The organism is Vulcanisaeta sp. JCM 16161 (genome assembly GCF_001316285.1).
In genome coordinates, this window is sequence record NZ_BBDO01000001.1 from 108,559 (window position 1) to 128,399 (window position 19,841).

The following is a 19,841-nucleotide window of genomic DNA, read 5'->3' on the forward strand; positions in this document are numbered from 1 at the left end:
GGCTCAATAAAATAAACCTAACTTGTTGAATAAGGTTGAGGAGTTGGTGAGGGACTCGTACACACTTGATGATTATAGGGAGTTCATGATGAACTCCATGAAATACGCAGCATCGCTTGGTGTCACTACCGTGGGCTTCGTATCCGTAGACCTAAAAAGCCTACAATCACTAATAATGATTGAGAGGGAACTCGGTAATTTACCGGTTAGGGTTAGGGCTTACCTAAATCCATTCGACCATGGGATTGACATCATCGAGTTACTGAGGCAGCTCGGCATTAGGCTGGCTTCGGTTCTCAGTACCTGAGGATTAATGGTATTAAGGTTATCGCCGATGGTTCGCTTGGAGCTAGGACCGCCTGGTTGTCGAGACCGTACAACGATGATCCAGGTAATTCCGGCAGGCCGAATTACAGTTTTGACGAGTTGATGAGTATTGCTAGGAGAAGTAGTGAGGCTGGTCTTCAACTTGCTATTCATGGTATTGGGGATAAGATGGTTGAGGTAATACTCGATATTTACGGTAAGCTAGGCGATGCCCAAGTACTTAGGCACAGGATTGAACACGCCTCAGTCCTCAGGGAGGACTTAGTGAGGAGGATTAGGGAGCTTGGTATCGTATTGGCTGTTCAGCCTCACTTCGTAATTAGTGATTGGTGGGTTGTGGATAGGGTTGGTGCTGATAGGGCTAGGTACGTGTACCCATTCAAGACATTGATTAATAATGGCGTAATGCTCGGCTTCAGCACGGACGCGCCAGTCGAGTCACTAAACCCATGGAAGACCGTGTATGCGGCGGTTACCAGGGGCTGCTATGAGGGTATAGAACTGTGTAAGTACACGGAGAATGAGAAGGTAAGCTTGATTGATGCGCTTCATTACTACACGTACGGCTCTGCATACCTATCCGTGAGGAGAATGAACTTGGAAGCTCGAGCCAGGTTACCTTGCAGACTTCATAATAATTGACAAAGACCCGCTAAGCGTGAGCGATAAGGAACTAAGAAACATAAAGATACTGGAAACATACGTGGGAGGACAAAGAATATACCCATGGAAATGAATCACATGCGGTATATCGGCATATAGACGAATTAACCTCTATTACTAGACGTTATTCATTAAGGATTAGCAAGCCTTAAAAGTCTCTTAATACTACTTTATCGATATGTCCCAATCATACCTATATATTATAATCGCTTTGATGCTAATTCTTGTTATTATTAATATTTACTTAATTTTAATTATAAATAGTAAAATCTCAGAAATTAATTTATTGCGGACTAAGATTTACCTGCTAAAGGAAAATTATACGGGTTATAAGTTAATATGTAATTCATTAATATCTCAGTATAATAAGTTAAGAAGCAATTACGTTCTTTCGACTGAAACCGAGACGATTAAGGTTAAGCCCATACTCTATCTTTTTATATGGGGAAATAACGGCTTTGCATAGTATTCTTAAACGTAACGAATATAGCGGCTAAGCCCATGATAATGTTTATTAATATATATGCCGGTCCGCCGATATCTAAGGAATTTAGGGCGTATTCAACACCGATCTTAGCGCCACCAAATATCACAATATCATTTCCGGTAATGACCGTATTCTTTAATTCTACGTTCATGCATTATATGGCTTACGGCATTTCTAACTCATCCATCGGCAATTACTCCGTGGATGAATTAATGAACATGAACCTAACAATCACGATAGAAATAAGAAATTCCCCAACAATTACATACAATACCTCAATAGCTGAGGTGGTCCCATTAAGCAAGCCTGTGGGTCTTGCGATGTATTTACCATCATCAATTTTTGCAAACGTTACATGGATCGACCTAGAGATCATAAATCCATTACCAAGCACCATAATCATTAACGCTATAGCTATACTCATACAATGGTTCATTACTAACTTCATGCATGTTAAGTAAGTCATTAATGGTAAATGCAACGAGCACGGCGGAATTTGATTATTTACCAACACAAACAGGTCCAGAACTAATGTATACTAATAAACCAATAATAGTATTATCAACAACTTGTACCGTAAATTACGCATTTCCAAGCAACATCACAGAATTGCCCTATGGATATGTCGTATTAAGTACTAGCATGGGAAACATAACAATACCATTATTACCATTGCCATTACCAGTAACCCCAGTACCGCGTAATAGTTAATCCGTATTTACTTGGGGTTATTACTAGGGATCTTCGTTTCATCAGTATTAGAATGCTGCCTTTTCCTGCACTGTTCCCTGTATCATTTTTCCCTCCCTAAATCTGCTCAGCCTAAATATGTCCTTAAACGTCCTCACCTTCCCGTACTTTATTAGTTCCGTGACCATCAATGCGAAGGCCGGTGCTAACTTAAAGCCATGGCCGCTTAAGCCAGCAACAACTACTAAGTCCTTTACAGGTTCGTCAATTATGGGCATCCAATCAGGGGTGACGTCATACAAACCCCTCCAACCACCCAGGTACTTTGCGTTTACGAACACGGCAACCTCCTGGCGGCATTCTCCATGACATTGACGGCATAGTCCAACTCCGGCGTAGCCAATGGGCTGAAGTTATCTGGGTCTGGCCAGGCATCCTCGGGTGGGTATAGTAGGCCCATTAAACCATAGCTGGAGCTCGGGCCTTATGTAGAAGTTATTCACGTAATCAAACACGTTAGGTAATGACCTGCCCATTTCGACCCTAATCACCCTCTCAATAATGTTCTTAATCGGCAGGTTGAGTTGGGGTAGTAGCTTTGGTGTCCATACATTAGTGGCGATCACGTAATGATCAGCCTCACAGTCTCATCATTACTGACGAGTCTCACACCAACCACCCTGTAATCCCTAAGTTGAACCTGGGCCTCATCGATAATTAGCTCAACGCCCAGCTCCCTAGCCCTATTCATGATTGTGTTTGTGTATAGGCCCGTATCCGCGTAACCCGCGTCCTCCTCATAAATACCAACTTCACCCTGCCCGACATCGGCATTGAGCATCTCACGAACTTCGTAATCACTTAATAATCGAACCCTGGCGCCAACGTTGCGGAGCATCTCGAAGGCCCTCCTCATACCATCCTCGTCATTACCCAAAACCAGGAGCCCGGTCTTCGTGAATACGTTGATGCCGAACTCCCTCTCGAAGTTCATGAAGAATTCATGGCTGTAATGAGACATGCGCGCCACATCCTCATTTGCGTAATAACTCCTAACGAGACCTAAGGAGTAGGCTGTCATTCCCTGGGCAACGCCACGCTTATCAATAACCAAGGTCCTAAACCCCTCCCTAACCAGGTAATAGGCTATGGTGGCTCCCGTTGAACCTGCACCAATAACTACCACATCGAAGGTCCCTCCCATGATTAATCCTAACTTACCACTGGGAATTAGTTTATAACTAGTACGTGATTGATCACTAATTAACATGGTAATTGCATGTACGAGGGATTGCTACGACACGTGCATATTTAACGAAAACTATAGACCACTCAACCTATTCCCAATAAATGGATTTACATGCGCCAGGGGCAGGGCTGATTTAACCAGGAATGAGAGGAATAGAGTATTGTCGGCCTATATAGACGGTAAGGAGGTCAGCATCGAGGATGCCATTAAGTATGCGGCAAAGCTGCTCAGGGAGGTCATAAAGAGGGACCCTGCCAGGATACTGCGTACGGATTACGACGGTAATCAAGGGCTCTTAACGTGGTATTTCCCCGACAGGTTATTCAATGTCATTGGGGCTTCACAGACCGACAGGTCGATATGCTCTGCCGAGGGTCATGCAGCCATTAGGGCGCATTACGGCACTAGCATGGGCGCTTTACCGGAGGATTTCATTAAGTACAGAGCTGCTGTGTTCTGGGCATTCCCGGCTAGTGTGTCGGCACCGCACATATGGGCCCTGTTCATTAGGAAGTTTAAGGTGGCGGTTGATGTTAGGCTTAGCGACACGGCCAGGAAGTCGGATAAGGCGGTTATAGTTAAGCCTGGCACTGACGTGTTTCTAGCCATAGGCATTATTAAGGTGCTGATTGAGGAGGGCCTTGTCGAGGGTAAGGTTAGGCATTTCGAGGAATTAACGAGTTATGTCGAGAGGTTCTCACTTGATTATCTGTCGAGAATTAGCGGTGTGCCTATAGATAGTATTAGGTGGCTTGCCGAGTTTTACCATGATTATAAGCCACTAACATTGATAGGCTTCGCCCTTGGTCGTTCCTTAAATGGCGGTGACGCCATTGGTATGATCTCGTTAATCCCAGCCTTGGTTGGTTTGGAGAGGGGTTATTACTACTCGAATTCCCTGGGTTGGGGGATAGACTTTGACTACCTCAGGGGCCTTCATATGGCTAGGTCTTCGAGGGTCATACCAATGGCTGACTTTGGGGATTACATTGAGCGAGGCGAGGTTGACCTTGTGTATGTTTGGAATGAGAATCCAGTGGTTACCCTACCAGGTGGTGATAGGTTGATTGAGGCCGTCCGTGAGGGTAGGGTTACCTTAATTGTTCATGACCCGTACTGGTCTGAAACGGCTAAGCTTGCTAATGTGGTTATTCCTGCACCGACATTTCTTGAGAAGTATGACGTGGTTTATAGTTATTGGCATGACTACTTAATCTATAACGAGCCAGTTAGGTCTCTTAGGGGCATAACGGAGGTCGACTTAATGCACCGATTAGCTAAGGAGCTTGGGATTTCCCATCCACTGCTTATTGAGGATCCCTGGGAGGCTGTGGATAGGGCCATAAGGCCGGCTGGCGTTACGTTGGAGGAGCTCAGGGAGAGGAAGGTCGTTAAGGTCAAGCCAAGGTACCTACCCACCAACGAGCCTGATGCATACCCATTGCCAAATCCAGTGGAACCCAGTGAATTAGGTAGTAATGAGGTTCGCCTAGTCTTTACATCACACCCGCTTTACACTAATACGCAGTTCCGCGAGGTTTATGGCAATTTGGAGCCCGTGGTTTATACCCATGATTATGAGGGTATTGTTATCCTAGAGAATGAGTTTGGTAGCATCAGGGTTAGGGCTATTAGGGATGGCAATGTACCTCCTGGTGTGGCGTTAATTTATAAAAGCAGCCTTATTGATCTTGATGGCAAGCCCATTAATAGTATTACGGGGCGTGTTAAGGGTAAATACGCAGGTACGCCATTACTTAACGGCGTTAAGGTTAGGGTTAGGGTCGTGGGTAAATAACGTATATTTTTGCCAATTTATTATTGATTAATAAAGTCATTTTTGCATTATTCACGGTAATTAATAAGTTAATAATAATTTTATTCACAGAGTGCAGATATTATTTTTAGGGACATGCTTTTAAATTATGCCCATTAACGAGGTAAAATGGTCGTAGAGCTTGCTAAGGGGTCTACTAGGAATTTAAGGAGGTTTTTAAGGGAACTAGGCATAGTCGTAGGTAAGTGTTTTGATGATTTTGAGTTTACCTCATTGCTAAGGAGTATTAATAGCAAGTATGGTGATGATTACTGGTTATTGGGTTGGAAGGAGCATAAAATTAATGATTATTCATCACTATTCGTATTAACGCTCATTGATGACCGTGATAGGGAGTACGTGATTAAGATTTATGTTGGTGTTGGGGTTATAAGTATGGTACTTCCAATTAATCAGCTTAACCTGGCCGAGGAGGTCACGGGAATAACAATGTTAGTTAATGGAAGCACTGTTAATTTGTCAGGCAGGGTGTTTTGCATATCCAATATTGAGATTAGGGCTGTGGCCTAACTTATCCCTGTGTTTTAACATGAATTTTTCTCCTAAGCTCCTCGATTTGCTCCCTGGTTATCCTGACATACCTAGATAGTAATTCGATGGGTACGTAGGCGAACCTATCACTTAACCTCCAGGTTGGCCACACCTTACCGCCGATGTTAATCTTGGCGCCGCAGAACTTGCACCTACCATCTTCCGTCAGGTTAACCTCCAGTATGTCGAAGCCCCTCCTCCTAATAACAACCCTACCGCAGTTCGGGCAGTAGGTATTTTCGAGTTTATGCCCTGGAACATTACCAATGTAGACGTACTTAAGCCCCTCCTCCTTAGCCACCTGGGCGTGCTTCTCCAGCGTCTCTATGGGTGTTGGTGTAGGTAGTCAACCTTATAGTCAGGGTGGAACCTTAGGAAATGCATTGGTGTCTCTGGCCCCAGGTTATCCACAACCCACCTGGCCAGTTTACGTGCATACTCCAGGTTATCGCCTATTTCCGGAACCACCAGGTCCGTAACCTCGATGAATATTCCCTTCCTCTTCATCTCAAGGAGTGTCTGGAATATGGGCTCGGGATCCGGGACCAGTGAGAATTTCCTCAGGAACTTGGGCTCGGCATTACCCTTAAAGTCTACGGTTGCCGCATCGAGGAACTTGGATATGTAATCAACGGCTTCATCGGTCATATAGCCATTGGTAACGAATGTATTAAACAACCCCCTCTTCTTGGCTAGGACCCCAACATCGTACGCAAACTCTGCGAATATCGATGGTTCATTATACGTATATGTGATTCCCTGAGTCCCGTAGGTCTCGGCTAACTCGACAATTTTCTCTGGGGTCACCTCGAAACCCTCGAGAACCCTTCTCTGGCTTATGTCGAAGTTCTGGCAGTACTGGCATGCCCAACTACAGCCGTATGTGGAGAAGGAGAGTACCATGGAACCTGGGTTGAAGTGGTAAAGTGGTTTCTTCTCTATTGGGTCTACGGCTATTGCTGAGATCTTTCCATAAACCATTAAGTAAAGCCTACCGCCCAAGTTCCATCTAACGCCGCAAAATCCATACTGACCATCAGAGAGCTTGCACCTCCTTGCGCATGCTGTGCACTCAACCCTACCGTCAGGCAACGCCTTATACAGTACCGCTTCCCTCATTAAGCTCATATGTAATCATTAACCCATGATTAAAAACCTTATGAGGCAAGTAAGTCTCTACTAATTAGTACGTAGTCACGGAGGGGGTATGTTTTTTTAAGTAGTTTGTTGTATGGAGCCAAGATATGCCGAAGAAGAGGAAGAATAGGGGACGCCATAAGGGTGATAAGGGCAAGGAACCGATGGTCTACTGCGACAATTGCGGTAAGCTAGTGCCTAGGTCTAAGGCTGTTAGGGTTACGGTACCATACTCACCAGTGCCGGCCGACCTTGCTAGGGAGCTTGAGAAGCAGGGCGCCATCGTCCCTAGGTACTACGTCACAAAGACCTACTGCATAAACTGCGCAATCTACCTAGGCATACTAAAGGTTAGGGCTGAGGATGAGAGGAAGAAGAAAGTTTCACTAACGAAGGCGCCAGTACGTAGGGAGCAGTAACGGCGCTACCTGCGGCGAAGCCCACCCAAACGCAGCGCCGGCGCCCTCAACTTCGCAAAATACCCAGGGAACGCCAACAAAGCCCTGAGTTTAAATAACGATGGTAGTAACTCTTATAAGTCATTTCAGGCTTATGTTAATGCATAATGGAGCATAGCGAGGAAACCAGGAGGATGGAGTTACCCAATACCGAGACGGTGAGGAGAAGTCCAAGTAAGCTTGAGCTTGTATTTATTGAGAGCCCCAGGGACTTCATGAAGGATTTTAAGGTCGTGTTTGACCTATCAATAATAAGGGAGATAACACTTGGTAGGAGCCTGAGAACATGGTCATAATACCTGACCCAACAGTATCTAGGAAGCATGCGGTGATAACGATGGTCGGCAATGAATTATTAATTAAGGATTTGAATAGTACGAATGGCACGTACGTGCTTGACGGCGGAACATTCAAGAGAATAAGTGAGTATAGGTTCAGTGGTGATGTGGTTATTAGGCTTGGTTATTACACGGTCATTAAGCTATCACTGGTGACGGAGGAAAACCCATAGTACCAAGCGCATCATGAGTTCATGAACTTACTAAGCGCGGCTAATATTTCATTAGTGCTTGATGGTCTAAGTGACGGGTTTAACTCAAGACCTCTCATTATTAATGATGCAATCTCGGGCGGTACATCAGGCCTATAACTGGTTATTAGGGGTACGACTGCCTGCCCACTGCTTAATCTGTGGATGTGCGGATTAATTCCCGTCAGCATTTCATAGAATATGCATGAGAGGGAGTAAATATCGGACCTAACATCGGCAATTCCCTTACTAACCTCAGGCGCTGCATAGGCTATTGAGAATTGCGATACGTAGGACTTACCGCCAACCATTATCTTAGCTGCACCTAAGTCGCCAATCTTCACAATCCTCCTTTCCCTATCCTTGAATAATATATTCTCAGGTTTAAGGTCTAGGTGCACTATATTAGCCTTATGAAGCTCAGATAGTGCAAGTGTTATGGAGTACGCCAACCTCAGGAACTCATTAAGCTCAAGAGGCCCCTTCTCCCTCATTAAATCCCTCAATGATCCTCCTTCCATGAACTCCATAACCACGTATGGTGGCTCACTTAAGTAATCCTCGAGCGACTTATATGGGAGCTTCTCATCAGGTGGTATGTGAACCTCAAATACCTTAACAATGTGTGGGCTCTCAATGATAGGTACTCGCTCATCTCCTTTTTAAATGACGATAGCACCCTCGGGTCATTAGCCAAGGGATTACCCCTTGAGTCCCTATCCTTAAGAACCTTAATGGCGTAAACCCTACCCCACTCATCCCTGCCCCTAAGCACGTAACTGAAGCCGCCCGTAGCGACCACATTATCGATTAGGTACTTACCGCCTAACCATGCGCCCAACCACGCTATTGGTGGTTTCAACCCCCTAACAAACCTCAACCTTGTTGGTCTTAAGTACATTATTATGAAGACGAGTATTAGGGCGGTGATGCCCAGCCAATAAGCCTAATCACCGGGTAAATGCCGTAAACCAACGTCACTATTAACACCACCACCGAGACATAGCCAGGGAATCTACGCATCATCGGTGTTGCGGATACTATGGATGGTACCAATGCAATATACGCATAAGGTTGATTCAGCACCAGGAGGAGTACGGCGGCAGGTATTATTAGGGATACGCCTAGGTATGTTATTATTCTGTCAATCGTATCCTCAGGGAAGTCAATCCTATACATTAGTATTGAGTTCCTAATCGTTATTATAAAGGACGATGCAAATATGAGAAGTGAATTGATTAGTAAGTAAAGTGCGGGTGGTGCCGGGTTTACATAACCCCTGTAAAATAGGTATAGGACGTACAACACTGTTAATACTATCATGGCCCTTAAATCAACGACCCTCAACGATAAAACCAACACCACAACCCCTAGAAATACGGCTAATACATCATAGACATAGGCACTGTTAATTATGAATATTATCGATAATGCAAGGATTATCTCCGAAACCAGCGGTATTAGGAACCAGTTATTTCTCAACGGATACTTCCTAAATAATTCATAGAATAGCACAAACAATGAAACCACGATAAACGCCCGCACGGCATTAATACCAGTTATAAATAGTAAACTTATGAAAAGCACAATCCCCGGTAATGCCTTAAGTACCTTATTGCGTCGGTGATCAGCACGTTAGTTACTCTTTAAAGTCCCATTTAAAACGTTATTTAGATAATGAATGAAGAGGGTTCACATACTCGTTAAGGGACTAGTCCAGGGAGTTGGTTTCAGGGCATTTGTGAGGAGGAATGCCAAGAGATTGGGCATTAAGGGCTTCGTTAGGAACCTACCCGATGGCTTCACAGTGGAAATAGTGGCGGAGTCCAGACGACGCGATTGAGCAGTTGATAAGTATTGCCAAGAGGGGGCCACCAGGAGCTGTGGTTGAGGATGTTGATGTGGAGTATGAAGAGCCTAAGAACGAGTTCAGCGATTTTGAGATACTTTATTAACATACTTAATTAAGCCGCCGCCACACGGCGTAGGCCCCGAATCCAGGAGGTCCATTATCAATTGCTTAGCGGTATCCGTTAAGTCAAGGCTCGATGCCTCCCTTAGGTCTACGAACCTCAACTCCAGGGCATCACTCGAGCTCTAGGCTCGCCGCCGATAGGCTCCACTAAATAATCAAGGAGTAGGAAGTGATACCTAACCCTGCCCTCCTTATCCCGCTCCACGTATTGATAAATGCCAAAGAGCCCCAATGCCTTACCAATGATGCCCGTCTCCTCCTGTAACTCCCTCAGTGCTGCGCGGTCTGGGTCTTCGCCTGGTTCGACCATGCCACCGGGTATTGACCACTTACCCTTATTGGGTTCGGCACCCCTCCTTATTAGCAGGATTTTATTATCCTTAATGACTATGGCGCCAACACCAACCAATGGGTATCTTGGGTACTCCCTACTCATTTTAATGCGCAGCCATGTCTTAGGTTAATTAAGCATTAACGCTAATATTTAAAAGTGTGATAGTTCTCGCATAACTAATGGAGTGCAATAATGATAAGGTAAGGAGCGTAGTTGAGAGCCTATCGGATAAGGAACCCATTGAGGCTTACCAGACATTACTTGAGGAGAATTGCTTTGGTAGGGGCATGATTTACGACATTGGTGGTAAGTACATAGTCTACATGAAGGATGAGGAAAACGCATGCATAGAGGAGACGAACTCGATAGACCGTGCCAGGGAGTTGGCGAAGGCATTTGTTGACTCCGTCTGTTCCTAATGACCATGAAGGTAAAGGTAATATTGTCAGCGAATTTACACGAGCTTGCTAATGCCGTGAGTATTACGTTGCAAGTGCCAGATGGGTGCACGGTTAAGGACCTAATAATGAGACTTGGCGAGGTGAATCCAGAGATCCCAAAGATACTGCTTAAGGGTGATGAGCTTAATGAGAATTATGTAGTGATTGTGAATGGTAGGGATATATACTGGCTAAAGGGCTTGTTTACTAATCTCAGTGATGGTGATGAGGTGCTAATCGCGCCTAAGGCATTTATATCGTAAAACTTAATACCTCTACTTAGGCATCTAATATTTGTGATTGTGAATGGCTAGGAATAAGCTGGTGAGCATTGATGAAGCCCTGGACCTAATTAATGATGGTGATGAAATAGCGATTGGTGGTATGTCCTTTCATCGTAATCCCATGTCAATGGCAATAGCCATAGCGAGGTCAAATAAGAGGGACCTGGCGCTGGTGGATAGGGAGCCTGGGCTTGCCTTTGATCTATTAACGATTTCAGGTAGGGTAAAGAGGATTAGAGCTGCATGGTCACCTTCGAGCACTTTGGCATTGCCCCCGGGTTCAGGAGGATGGTGGAGAGCGGTGAGGTGGAATTCATAGAGGACGTTTGTGAGGGCGTGATGGCTGGACTCCGTGCAGGGGCTTATGGACTTCCCTTCATGCCATCAGCAATAGCGTTGGATAGCGACTTAGTCCCGTTAAACGTCAAGAGGGGTATTTGGAAGGTGATTAGGGATCCATTTAATGACCAGGAGTTAATCGCGGTTAAGGCTATAAGGCCTGACGTGGCCTTGGTGCATGTTCACAGGGCTGATGAGAGGGGTGATGTTGAGATTTACGGTCCTAAGTACGAGGATTTACTTAAGATTCAGGCTGCCAAGAGGGTTATAGTTACGGCTGAGGAAATAGTTAGTGAGGATTACTTTAGGGAACACCCAGAGAGGTTGACAATACCTGGCTTCATGATAACGGCGGTTGTGCATTCGCCGAGGGGTGCATGGCCAACGTCAATGTATGGTTATTATAAGGCTGATTACGAAATTATCAAGAGGTATTTCGATAGTGTTAAGGCTGGGCTTAGTATTGATAAGGTGCTTGAGGTGTTTGTTCATGGCTGACATGGATAATGTAATTAAATGCATGGCAAAGCAACTAAGGGATGGAGACACCGTATATACGGGACTAGCCTCAGTGCCTGCGGTACTGGCGGTGGCATTGGCTAAGCATTGGGGATTGAATATTTGGTTCATAAACGTAGCCGAGATATACGAACCTAGGGATATATTGATAACTCCATCATCGGGAGATCCATACCTATTCATTGATGGTGAGGGTTTTGTAACGAGCCTAGACGCCTTTGACCTGGCTAGGCGTGGGCAGCTCGATGTCATGTTCTTTTCGGCGGCTCAGGTTGATCGACGCGGTAACATGAATTTATCAGTCATTGGTGGTAGTTATGAGAGACCAAGGGTTCGACTACCAGGTGGTGCAGCTGCGGCTTACTTATACAGGAGGGCCCGTAGGATCGTGATGTGGCTTAAGGAACACTCAAGGAGGACGCTTGTTGAGAGGGTTGACTTCATAACCGCCCCAGGGCCCACGAGGCAGGGCCCGCGATTAACAATATGTACTCCAAAGGCTATGTTTGAGTTTGATCATGAACTTGGCGAATTGGTGTTGACAGGCGTATTCCCTGGCGTTACTGTAGATGAGGTAATTAATAATATGGCCTTTAAACCAAGGGTTAGGGAGACATTGAGCATTCTTGAAGCCGCAACGCAGGATGAGCTGCAATTCTTAAATAAGCTGGATCCAGGCGGTGTTAGGTATTCGTAAAAATCATGAGTCATAGCATTTTACTCTCTATTTTATATGCGCCCAGTATTATTGCTCCGGCTGATTTCGAAGCCTCAACAAGCTTCTTACCAACATCATCACCACTCCCCGCTGGGTAAACAAGCAGTGCATAGCCAATGGCCTCGCCAGGCCATCCATAAGCGTAGGCCAGTAGTAGGTTGAGCCCTGTGGCTGCCTCTATCGTGGTTAAAACCCTACCTAAAGTGCCTGGTTCGTTGGGCATCGCTATGTGTATTACGAATACACCACCCTGTATTGCCATGGCTAGGTCATAGAGCTTTGTAAATAGCCTCTGCATATCCTCGATCATCCTAAGTAAATTAGCCCCTGCGCTCACGTATAAATTGAAAGCGCTTAATTATTTCAATAAATCACACAAGATAAAGAGATAAAAACAGACCACTCTTAATTAGATTGACGAATGAGGAGTATCTATAAATGCACCATATGTGGCGCATATACTGAAGATACGATGCATTGCGGATCACGCACCGAATTAGTTCTGGAAGGTGGATTAAGAAGTAAATTGAGTCACTTAATGACGTACCTACTTAGGCATAACCCAAAGGCTGTTGATCTAACGATGGATCACGAAGGTTGGGTGAGTATTGATGAATTAGTGAATGCAATAAGGACTAGGTGGAGCTCCAGGGCATACTCGTGGCTAACTAAAGAGCATGTGATTGTGGTGGCATTGTTAGACCCGAAGGGTAGGTTTGAGGTTAGGAATGGAATGATTAGGGCTAGGTATGGGCATAATAAATCACTTAATGTCAGTATAAAGTACGAGATTGACAATGAGACGAGGGTCTTATACCATGGAACCACGAGAGAGGCGCTGGTACGAATAATGCGTGAGGGGTTAAGGCCCATGAATAGGAAGTACGTGCACCTAGTGCTGGACCCGGAGGATGCGTATGAGGTTGCCATTAGGCATGGTAGTGATGTAGTAATACTAAGGATAGACGCAAATTGCTTAAGGAGGAATGGTCAGCAAATACTGATAGCGACGGATAAAATAAGACTCACGAATTATGTACCACCACAATGCATAGAGTCAATAATGAACCCACGAGACTAAAAGCTTAAAATTGCCCATGAAATGACAACTACCGGGCCGGTAGTCTAGCCTGGAAGGATGCCCGCTTGGCGCGCGGGAGATCCCGGGTTCAAATCCCGGCCGGTCCACCACACTATTGACCGCCATGGAGTTAGTTTTTTTGTTTTGTTTGTTGCTTTATGTTTAATGTTTCTGTGGTTATTAGGTATCGGTTTTGGTTTATTGGGTGTTTCCTGGGTTATTCTTGAGTATGCCTCCGCCTTTAAGCTCAGTGTTGATTATAGCTGTCGTACATTAAGGAGAGGCTGAATTACCTAACGCCCCTATACTTAATCGGCGCCGCTGCTGTGGCTTTAACATTGGTTTCATGGATTGAGCTTGGTACAAGATCTATATATCCTACGTCACCGTGTTAGGCCTAACTGTCGGTGGTAAGGTGTTCCTTAATAAGGTGAGGAGGGGTTTCATAAGGGCTCTCGATGTTTACGACCTTGACCTTGACCTACCAATAGTTTCCGCCGCTGTATCATTGATACCGCTTAATTCAATAATCGATATTCTCATAGTTAATTTAGTATCTACCGCGACGTTATTCCTTGAGTCAGTAATTATGTATGTTAGGGCGAGTAGGAAGTTATTCGATGTTGGGCGTATGAGTGCATTATTTTACTCATTACCTCTGCTGGCGATTGCCTGTACTCGCTCTATGTTTCTGTAAGTTCGGTCATTATATTCGTAATAGCGTTTTTCGTATTAGTACTATTTATTGGTGATCTAGCATACTTAATAATTAAGGGTCCTTAGTTAGTAAGCCTTAATTTCATTAGTATTATGAAGTACCTCCGGTGATGAGTACTAGACCAGGATGACTTGGTGATTGAAAGAACCCGGGCTGAATATTTCTGGGTATGGTTTTTAAGTTGTTTAATTCTATGATTAATTAATATATGGATCATAAGAAATTGAAAAACTACATACTTATCCAGAACCTCGCTGGTGGACTTGTCTCGCCATTCATGAGCTTCCTAGCCGCGGTAATAGGCGTGCCCAGCGTAGGTATAAGCCTCGTCTCCTCAGCCTCCTCATTCTTTAGTGGTGTTGTTCAATTACCATTGAGGAGGGTAAGGCGTGTTGAGCAATTACTTAAGTTATCAACATTGGTCCTTGCCATCTTATGGTTCGTAATGGCATTCATAGCCTACGGGAATCCAACGGCGTATTTGGTGACGTATGTCCTAATCGCGGGTGTTGGTGGTGCGAATTCCTTTGCATGGGCATTAATAATGGAGAGACTTAGCAGGGGTAGTAGGGGTTGGGTTTTAGCTAATTTTGCGTTTTACGGGTCAATAGGTAGTTTATTAGCTACATTGGTTACGGGGGCCATAGTTGGCAGTAATTATGTCGTTATGCGCTACGTGTTCATGGCTAGCGCATCACTAATACTCGTGAATGCGATTAACGTTTGGAGTATTAAATCAATAGATCCTGATGATCGAGTAATTAGTGAGCCATTATCCATACTTAGGGGTAATAGAAGGTTGGCTAAGTTCCTTTTCATAAACACCGTATTTGCCATTGTATGGAGTTTTGCATGGCCCCTATTCCCACTGGCCCAGGTATACTTACTAAATATGAATGTTGAGCAGTTGGCGATAGTCAATGTAATAAGTGGCGTCTCCACACTAGTCCTGCAGAGGTTTGTGGGTAAGTGGTTTGATAGGAATAGGAGACTGGTCATGTTCCTAGGAAGGCTCTTGTTGGTTACATTCCCACTATCGTATGCCCTAGCCAACAATGTATACGTTATTTACATAGCCAATACCGTGGCTGGATTCACGAACTCCGCATCAAACATTGCCTATATATCCTTTGTATATGATAATTCCGAGGATAGAAGGACGGCGGTTAGTCTATATAACCTGTTTTATGGCGTTGGTACGTTGATTGGGTCATTAATGGGTGGCGCGTTGGTTATGGTGATGACCAGTTACGTGGGTTTAAAGGATAGCGTTAGGTACATGCTACTTGGCGATGCCGCGGCTAGGGCTTTAACGGCTACGTTATACATGAGTGTTTAATGCGGTTCGGAAGTTTTTTTATTGAGGTTTTTACTTACGTAGTTGGATGTTCACAGTATTTATAGTGGGTACTGCTGGATCAGGAAAAACAACGCTTGTTAATACATTTGCTGAGTGGCTTGAGAATAATCAGTATGATGTGGCCATTGTTAATTTAGACCCGGCCGTGGAGTATGTCCCCTACATACCGGATATAGACATTAGGGACGTGGTTTCGGCCAGGGAGTTAATGAGGAAGTATAAGCTTGGCCCCAATGTCGATAATAGCCGCAATAGACATGCTGGCTGTTAGGCTCAGGAGATTAAGAGCCAAATAATGGATATTGGCGCGAACTACGTCCTCATAGACACGCCGGGCCAGATGGAGCTATTCGCCTTTAGGAGCGTTGGCTCGGTATTAATCAATAGATTAAGCATGGATAGGTCAGCCGTAGTCTTCGTAATAGATGCAACGCAGGCACAGACCCCTAGTGGTTATGTGTCATCAATGCTTCTGGCATTATCAACACAGTTTAGGTTTAACATGCCCCAGGTAAACGTATTAAATAAGATTGACTTGCTCGATAGGTCTGTGGTTGATGAAATACTTGAGTGGGGTGAGGAGACTGACCTGCTCAGGGAGGCATTAATGTCCGGTCAGGCCAATAAGTTGGAGGCTGATCTGAGTGTTAGGTTGTCGGATATATTGACGGCCATTGGCACCATTCCTAAGCCAATACCAATAAGCGCAAAGACTGGTGAGGGTCTTGATGCCCTTTACAGGGTGTTGCATAATGTATACGTTGGCGGCAGCGATTATGATTACCTTGAGTAAACCTCACCGGTGTTCCTAAGCATTATATAACCGGGCCTAGGCCCGGCCCTGCTTATCCTGCGCATGAACTCCCTAACCGCCGGCTTATTAATACTCGCCTTAGAGACCACTATATCGAATTCCTCGAGGGCTATGGGCTTAATAGCAAGCCCCATTGTAAGTGCCTGCCCGGCAATGGCTATGCCATAGTCAGCAAGCCCCCTGGCAACCTTCTCCGTAACCTCCACGTGCGTCTTAACAACATCATCGTAACCCCTCACAATCCTCCTCAACTCATCCACGCTATACCCAATATGCCTAGCTATTCCATTTAGTAGGAGTTCCGTTGCCAGTCTCGTGCCTGAACCTGGATTCCTATTAACCATCCTAAGCCCTAGTATATCCGTTAAATCACTAATGCTTAGGTACGGTCTATGCACAATGCCTAGTAATCTCATGTAGCCCCTTATTAAGACGGCATTATCCCAGGCGCCCAATGAGTTCATGTAGGGTATGTTATACTCACCACTCATTGGGTCAATTAGGTGAATACCGGCTATATCGCTAAGCCGTTGATAACCATGTTTAACCCGCTCATTGAGCCAACCCAATATGCATCGATACAGTAACCCTCGCTCCTCATTTCATTAATTATGTCCCTAACTATACAATCATCGCTCCCTGCATATACGGTGTCGCATACCGTACCGTCAGAGCTCCATACGTATCTACTCATTATCGACTTATACGTGTTTAGTAGTTCCTTGCCCTCCGTAGTTAATGCCATGCCTCCCCTATACCCCCTCTTTGAGTTAACGACCTTGATGTTTAATCCACCCTCCAACCTGTTAATTAATTCCCAGGCCCTTGAGTATGGTAATCCGAGATCCTTAACCACGGATAGTAGGGATCCCTTCTTCTCAAGGATCTCAAGAAGCCTTGCCGTTAAGTCATCCATTAACACCTTACCATCCTGCTCAAGGAGCACTTCAATCTTAAACTTAGGCTTACCCACTATGTAATAAATTGTGGATTTCTTAATTAAGTATTTTGCTTCTCATTTTAATATAATAGAATGGTTTATTAGTGAGTTAATAAGAAAGCATATTCCCCATACTATGGTCATTAGAGCCATTATACTAGACCTCGACATGACACTAGTAAATACATTACCTAAATTCCTAAACATACTCAGGGAGTGTGCTGCGAAGTATGGTAGGAACATAGATGGCAGTATTGATCAATTACTCAACATTTACTATAGGGATCCCTCGCTGGGTGAGGTACTCGGTGATTTATCGAAGAACTTCTGGTTCTGGCATGAATGCTGGACGCTGTACTCCCTGAGGAGGGATTATGGTGAGGTATTTCCAGGTGTCCTGGATACCATGAAGACTCTGCGTAATATGGGTAAGAAATTAGTCATAGCCACCGGGAGGGAGTTGGAATGCACGCGCATAATGGATGAACTGAGGTATTACCGATTCACAGAGTTTATAGATGGGTGTGTATCACTTGGTGACTTAGGCCCAGGTCATGATAAGCTAGACCTAGTTAAAAGGGCGCTCGAGATTCTCAAGTTACCGCCTAATGTTGTTGCTTACGTTACTGATCATCCAAGGGATATACTCCTAGTTAATGGGTTAGGCATAATAAACATAGGGGTGGCAACATGGGCCAGGGACTTTCCCACAAAGTTAGTGATTAGGAGTGTAGCCGAGCTGCCAAGGCTTATTATCATGCTTGATGAAGCCTCCGATTAATAACCATGCCTATCAATACTCCAAGGATTATCGGTGCTAGGTAAGCGAGGAGCATGTACCAGGGTATTCCCAGGACCCCTGGTATTACCGTTATGTAATAAGGCCCGTATGTACTTGAGTCTACGTACTCATTGCCGGGGTACTGTATTGACACCTCGTAGAAGCCAGGTTCCGGGAAGGGTATTGAGGCCTTCATATGGGATCCAGTAATTGGTATATTATACATGCTTACCGTCTTATTTCCGTTCTTAATAATTATCGTTAAGTTTCCATTAACGTAATTAATAGGTATGTTGGTTACAATACCTATCCTGAATGTTTCATAACCACCCGCAGCGATTAAGTTGCTGCTGCCATTTACGTAGAGCGTTAATGGCGCCTTCATCACATTTAACGTGTAGATTGCGCGGCACCCCTTATAATTAATGTTTCCAGGCCAGGACACAATTATTGAGTAGTTACCCGGCATTTTTGGAATAAATGTGTATGTGCCGATACCGCTTGCATTAATATACATCGTCCCACCAATTGATGAGGTATTGCTCGTTATTAATACGTTCAATTGGGCATTTACGATTATGGGGCTCATTTGGCTCTGTATGACGAGTTCGTGCAGCACCTCGGGTGTTCCGTTGATAGTTATTGATAGTGAGCAGGGGGCCTTACTAACGGTTATTGTAAGGTTTGTGGAGCTTGGCAGGTAATTCGGTGGGTTTGTGTAGTAAATGGTTATTAAGTACGTGCCTGCCTGGGGCGGTATCCAGGTTATCTGGACGGTACCGTTTATTGGCGTATAACTACCTATTGTTGAGGCTAATCCATTGAGTTCATAACCTATTGTTAATGTACCACCTGAGATTGGTGGTGATAACCTCACGTATATATTAACCGCACTGCCATATGTTACGTTTGTATTATTTACATAGGCAATTATGTATACAGTACCGGGTAATACAATGAATGTATAATTAATAGTGGCCTCCTGGAAATACGTGGTATTTGTAAAAACTACTGTTAATACGTGATAACCAACGCCGTAATTAACTAATAATGAGTATTGCGCAATTCCGTGGCTATTAGTGGCTACTGTCGTTACGTAATTATTATCAACATAGATGCTCAACTCCTGGTTCTGCAGGGGGCCTACTGGTGTTGTTGCGTTTATGGTTATTGGCATGTAATTACCGTAATTAACGGTACTTTGCATACTTAGGGCTAAGTATACAGGCGTTGGCACTATTGCAAATGTGAGGGTTTCATTCTCATTCCATGTGTAACCCCCTGCATCCGTGTAACTTATTCTGAAGGTTATCGTCGCCGTACCCAGTGAGTACGGCCCTGGCGTTACCGTTATGCTCTCATTTATTGGTGGCTTCACGGTAATCACGCCATTACTAATTACGACGCCCGTTCCAATCATCGCTATTAACGCCGAGCTTATTGGTATTGGTGTGCTATTCGTTATATCGAGCGTAATCATCTGAGGCACGCCACTATAAAGTTTCGTCGTTGTGGTGTTTATTGTTACTCCAGGAATTACTGAGGATACCGTGAAATAGTAATTCACTGCATAACCAATGGTGGATAATGATAATGACGCGTTATAACTACCCTCAGTTAGAGCCGGCAC

26 protein-coding genes, 1 tRNA gene and 5 pseudogenes are annotated in these 19,841 nt (G+C 44.6%); 20 read left to right on the forward strand and 12 right to left on the reverse strand.

All coding sequences use genetic code 11. The annotated features are described in order from the left end of the window. Positions 1-25 precede the first annotated feature (25 nt). From JCM16161_RS00635 to JCM16161_RS00655, 4 genes and pseudogenes are all read left to right on the forward strand, one after another. Positions 26-307 carry a hypothetical protein gene (locus tag JCM16161_RS00635; protein WP_054854680.1) on the forward strand — a complete coding sequence of 94 codons (282 nt, stop codon included), beginning with the start codon at positions 26-28 and terminating at the stop codon, positions 305-307. Between the two features lie 20 nt (positions 308-327). Then, positions 328-1,063: pseudogene (locus tag JCM16161_RS00640) on the forward strand (amidohydrolase family protein). A 434-nt stretch (positions 1,064-1,497) separates the two neighbouring features. Next, on the forward strand, positions 1,498-1,938 hold the full coding sequence (locus JCM16161_RS00650; protein ID WP_243668312.1) for a hypothetical protein: 441 nt from the start codon (positions 1,498-1,500) through the stop codon (positions 1,936-1,938). Positions 1,939-1,945: 7 nt separating this feature from the next. Next, the gene (locus tag JCM16161_RS00655; protein WP_243668314.1) at positions 1,946-2,188 is read left to right on the forward strand and encodes a hypothetical protein; all 243 of its coding nucleotides are present in this window, start codon (positions 1,946-1,948) and stop codon (positions 2,186-2,188) included. 47 nt (positions 2,189-2,235) lie between these two features. Here the strand turns inward: JCM16161_RS00655 and JCM16161_RS13585 are convergent, their stop codons facing one another. From JCM16161_RS13585 to JCM16161_RS13595, 3 genes are all read right to left on the reverse strand, one after another. Continuing rightward, positions 2,236-2,508 (reverse strand): FAD-binding oxidoreductase, encoded by a 273-nt coding sequence (locus JCM16161_RS13585; protein ID WP_243668316.1) that lies wholly within the window; start codon positions 2,506-2,508, stop codon positions 2,236-2,238. A 72-nt stretch (positions 2,509-2,580) separates the two neighbouring features. After that, a complete protein-coding gene (locus tag JCM16161_RS13590) occupies positions 2,581-2,793 on the reverse strand; it encodes a hypothetical protein (RefSeq protein ID WP_243668318.1) in 213 nt (70 codons plus the stop codon). After that, complete coding sequence (locus tag JCM16161_RS13595) at positions 2,790-3,371, reverse strand: FAD-binding oxidoreductase (RefSeq protein WP_243668320.1); 582 nt, start codon at positions 3,369-3,371, stop codon at positions 2,790-2,792. Before JCM16161_RS13595 ends, JCM16161_RS13590 begins: the two co-directional genes overlap by 4 nt. 64 nt (positions 3,372-3,435) lie before the next feature. On the opposite strand from JCM16161_RS13595, the gene JCM16161_RS00665 reads away from it, so the two are divergent. Next, positions 3,436-5,214 carry a molybdopterin-dependent oxidoreductase gene (locus JCM16161_RS00665; RefSeq protein WP_054854685.1) on the forward strand — a complete coding sequence of 593 codons (1,779 nt, stop codon included), beginning with the start codon at positions 3,436-3,438 and terminating at the stop codon, positions 5,212-5,214. A gap of 147 nt (positions 5,215-5,361) precedes the next feature. Continuing rightward, positions 5,362-5,763: a hypothetical protein gene (locus tag JCM16161_RS00670; protein WP_054854686.1), complete on the forward strand. Its 402-nt coding sequence runs from the start codon at positions 5,362-5,364 to the stop codon at positions 5,761-5,763. Position 5,764: 1 nt separating this feature from the next. Here JCM16161_RS00670 and amrS read toward each other — a convergent pair. Beyond that, a pseudogene (gene amrS, locus JCM16161_RS00675) lies at positions 5,765-6,903 on the reverse strand (AmmeMemoRadiSam system radical SAM enzyme). 125 nt (positions 6,904-7,028) lie between these two features. On the opposite strand from amrS, the gene JCM16161_RS00680 reads away from it, so the two are divergent. The 3 genes from JCM16161_RS00680 to JCM16161_RS13605 all read left to right on the forward strand — a co-directional run bounded on the left by JCM16161_RS00680 (position 7,029) and on the right by JCM16161_RS13605 (position 7,890). Further along, positions 7,029-7,340, forward strand: coding sequence for a 30S ribosomal protein S26e (locus tag JCM16161_RS00680; RefSeq protein WP_054854687.1), 312 nt, complete (start codon positions 7,029-7,031; stop codon positions 7,338-7,340). Positions 7,341-7,486: 146 nt separating this feature from the next. After that, positions 7,487-7,675, forward strand: a complete 189-nt coding sequence (locus JCM16161_RS13600; RefSeq protein WP_243668322.1) for a hypothetical protein — start codon at positions 7,487-7,489, stop codon at positions 7,673-7,675. Further along, positions 7,666-7,890, forward strand: a complete 225-nt coding sequence (locus tag JCM16161_RS13605) for an FHA domain-containing protein (RefSeq protein ID WP_243668324.1) — start codon at positions 7,666-7,668, stop codon at positions 7,888-7,890. The genes JCM16161_RS13600 and JCM16161_RS13605 overlap by 10 nt, the downstream gene beginning before the upstream one ends. An 11-nt stretch (positions 7,891-7,901) precedes the next feature. On the opposite strand, the gene JCM16161_RS13610 is transcribed toward JCM16161_RS13605, so the two are convergent. The 3 genes from JCM16161_RS13610 to JCM16161_RS13620 are packed head-to-tail and all read right to left on the reverse strand — an operon-like array spanning position 7,902 to position 9,438. Further along, positions 7,902-8,507, reverse strand: a complete 606-nt coding sequence (locus JCM16161_RS13610) for a serine/threonine protein kinase (RefSeq protein WP_243668679.1) — start codon at positions 8,505-8,507, stop codon at positions 7,902-7,904. After that, complete coding sequence (locus JCM16161_RS13615; RefSeq protein WP_243668326.1) at positions 8,459-8,809, reverse strand: hypothetical protein; 351 nt, start codon at positions 8,807-8,809, stop codon at positions 8,459-8,461. The genes JCM16161_RS13610 and JCM16161_RS13615 overlap by 49 nt, the downstream gene beginning before the upstream one ends. 17 nt (positions 8,810-8,826) lie before the next feature. Next, positions 8,827-9,438 carry a hypothetical protein gene (locus JCM16161_RS13620; RefSeq protein ID WP_243668328.1) on the reverse strand — a complete coding sequence of 204 codons (612 nt, stop codon included), beginning with the start codon at positions 9,436-9,438 and terminating at the stop codon, positions 8,827-8,829. A 151-nt stretch (positions 9,439-9,589) separates the two neighbouring features. Here JCM16161_RS13620 and JCM16161_RS00695 point away from each other — a divergent pair. Next, positions 9,590-9,863, forward strand: a pseudogene (locus JCM16161_RS00695) (acylphosphatase). 117 nt (positions 9,864-9,980) lie between these two features. On the opposite strand, the gene JCM16161_RS00700 reads toward JCM16161_RS00695, so the two are convergent. Further along, the gene (locus JCM16161_RS00700; protein ID WP_243668330.1) at positions 9,981-10,319 is read right to left on the reverse strand and encodes an NUDIX hydrolase; all 339 of its coding nucleotides are present in this window, start codon (positions 10,317-10,319) and stop codon (positions 9,981-9,983) included. Positions 10,320-10,396: 77 nt separating this feature from the next. Between JCM16161_RS00700 and JCM16161_RS00705 the strand changes: the two genes are divergently transcribed. The 4 genes and pseudogenes from JCM16161_RS00705 (at position 10,397) to JCM16161_RS00720 (ending at position 12,496) form a co-directional block, all read left to right on the forward strand. Then, positions 10,397-10,636, forward strand: a complete 240-nt coding sequence (locus JCM16161_RS00705) for a hypothetical protein (protein WP_054854688.1) — start codon at positions 10,397-10,399, stop codon at positions 10,634-10,636. Positions 10,637-10,641: 5 nt separating this feature from the next. Next, the gene (locus tag JCM16161_RS00710; protein WP_054854866.1) at positions 10,642-10,920 is read left to right on the forward strand and encodes a MoaD/ThiS family protein; all 279 of its coding nucleotides are present in this window, start codon (positions 10,642-10,644) and stop codon (positions 10,918-10,920) included. A gap of 121 nt (positions 10,921-11,041) precedes the next feature. Then, positions 11,042-11,778: pseudogene (locus JCM16161_RS00715) on the forward strand (CoA transferase subunit A). After that, on the forward strand, positions 11,771-12,496 hold the full coding sequence (locus tag JCM16161_RS00720; RefSeq protein WP_054854689.1) for a CoA-transferase: 726 nt from the start codon (positions 11,771-11,773) through the stop codon (positions 12,494-12,496). The pseudogene JCM16161_RS00715 and the gene JCM16161_RS00720 overlap by 8 nt, the downstream one beginning before the upstream one ends. A gap of 10 nt (positions 12,497-12,506) precedes the next feature. Here the strand turns inward: JCM16161_RS00720 and JCM16161_RS00725 are convergent, their stop codons facing one another. Then, positions 12,507-12,854, reverse strand: coding sequence for a hypothetical protein (locus JCM16161_RS00725; RefSeq protein WP_054854690.1), 348 nt, complete (start codon positions 12,852-12,854; stop codon positions 12,507-12,509). Positions 12,855-13,055: 201 nt separating this feature from the next. Between JCM16161_RS00725 and JCM16161_RS00730 the strand changes: the two genes are divergently transcribed. The 5 genes and pseudogenes from JCM16161_RS00730 (at position 13,056) to JCM16161_RS00750 (ending at position 16,469) form a co-directional block, all read left to right on the forward strand. Continuing rightward, positions 13,056-13,598, forward strand: a complete 543-nt coding sequence (locus JCM16161_RS00730; protein ID WP_243668332.1) for an RNA 2'-phosphotransferase — start codon at positions 13,056-13,058, stop codon at positions 13,596-13,598. 33 nt (positions 13,599-13,631) lie between these two features. After that, positions 13,632-13,708: transfer RNA gene (locus JCM16161_RS00735), tRNA-Ala, on the forward strand. A 278-nt stretch (positions 13,709-13,986) separates the two neighbouring features. Then, positions 13,987-14,295, forward strand: coding sequence for a hypothetical protein (locus JCM16161_RS13625; RefSeq protein ID WP_243668334.1), 309 nt, complete (start codon positions 13,987-13,989; stop codon positions 14,293-14,295). 229 nt (positions 14,296-14,524) lie between these two features. Then, positions 14,525-15,655 (forward strand): MFS transporter, encoded by a 1,131-nt coding sequence (locus tag JCM16161_RS00745; RefSeq protein WP_054854692.1) that lies wholly within the window; start codon positions 14,525-14,527, stop codon positions 15,653-15,655. A gap of 46 nt (positions 15,656-15,701) precedes the next feature. Then, positions 15,702-16,469, forward strand: a pseudogene (locus tag JCM16161_RS00750) (ATP/GTP-binding protein). Here the strand turns inward: JCM16161_RS00750 and JCM16161_RS00755 are convergent. Both JCM16161_RS00755 and JCM16161_RS00760 read right to left on the reverse strand, forming a co-directional pair. Beyond that, positions 16,457-17,059, reverse strand: a complete 603-nt coding sequence (locus tag JCM16161_RS00755; protein ID WP_243668336.1) for a hypothetical protein — start codon at positions 17,057-17,059, stop codon at positions 16,457-16,459. The pseudogene JCM16161_RS00750 and the gene JCM16161_RS00755 overlap by 13 nt on opposite strands. Beyond that, the gene (locus tag JCM16161_RS00760) at positions 17,005-17,463 is read right to left on the reverse strand and encodes a hypothetical protein (protein WP_054854694.1); all 459 of its coding nucleotides are present in this window, start codon (positions 17,461-17,463) and stop codon (positions 17,005-17,007) included. The genes JCM16161_RS00755 and JCM16161_RS00760 overlap by 55 nt, the downstream gene beginning before the upstream one ends. Before the next feature lie 103 nt (positions 17,464-17,566). On the opposite strand from JCM16161_RS00760, the gene JCM16161_RS00765 reads away from it, so the two are divergent. Next, positions 17,567-18,211, forward strand: coding sequence for an HAD family hydrolase (locus JCM16161_RS00765; RefSeq protein WP_054854695.1), 645 nt, complete (start codon positions 17,567-17,569; stop codon positions 18,209-18,211). Here JCM16161_RS00765 and JCM16161_RS00770 read toward each other — a convergent pair. Continuing rightward, positions 18,186-19,841 (reverse strand): Ig-like domain-containing protein, encoded by a 1,656-nt coding sequence (locus tag JCM16161_RS00770; RefSeq protein WP_054854696.1) that lies wholly within the window; start codon positions 19,839-19,841, stop codon positions 18,186-18,188. The genes JCM16161_RS00765 and JCM16161_RS00770 overlap by 26 nt on opposite strands.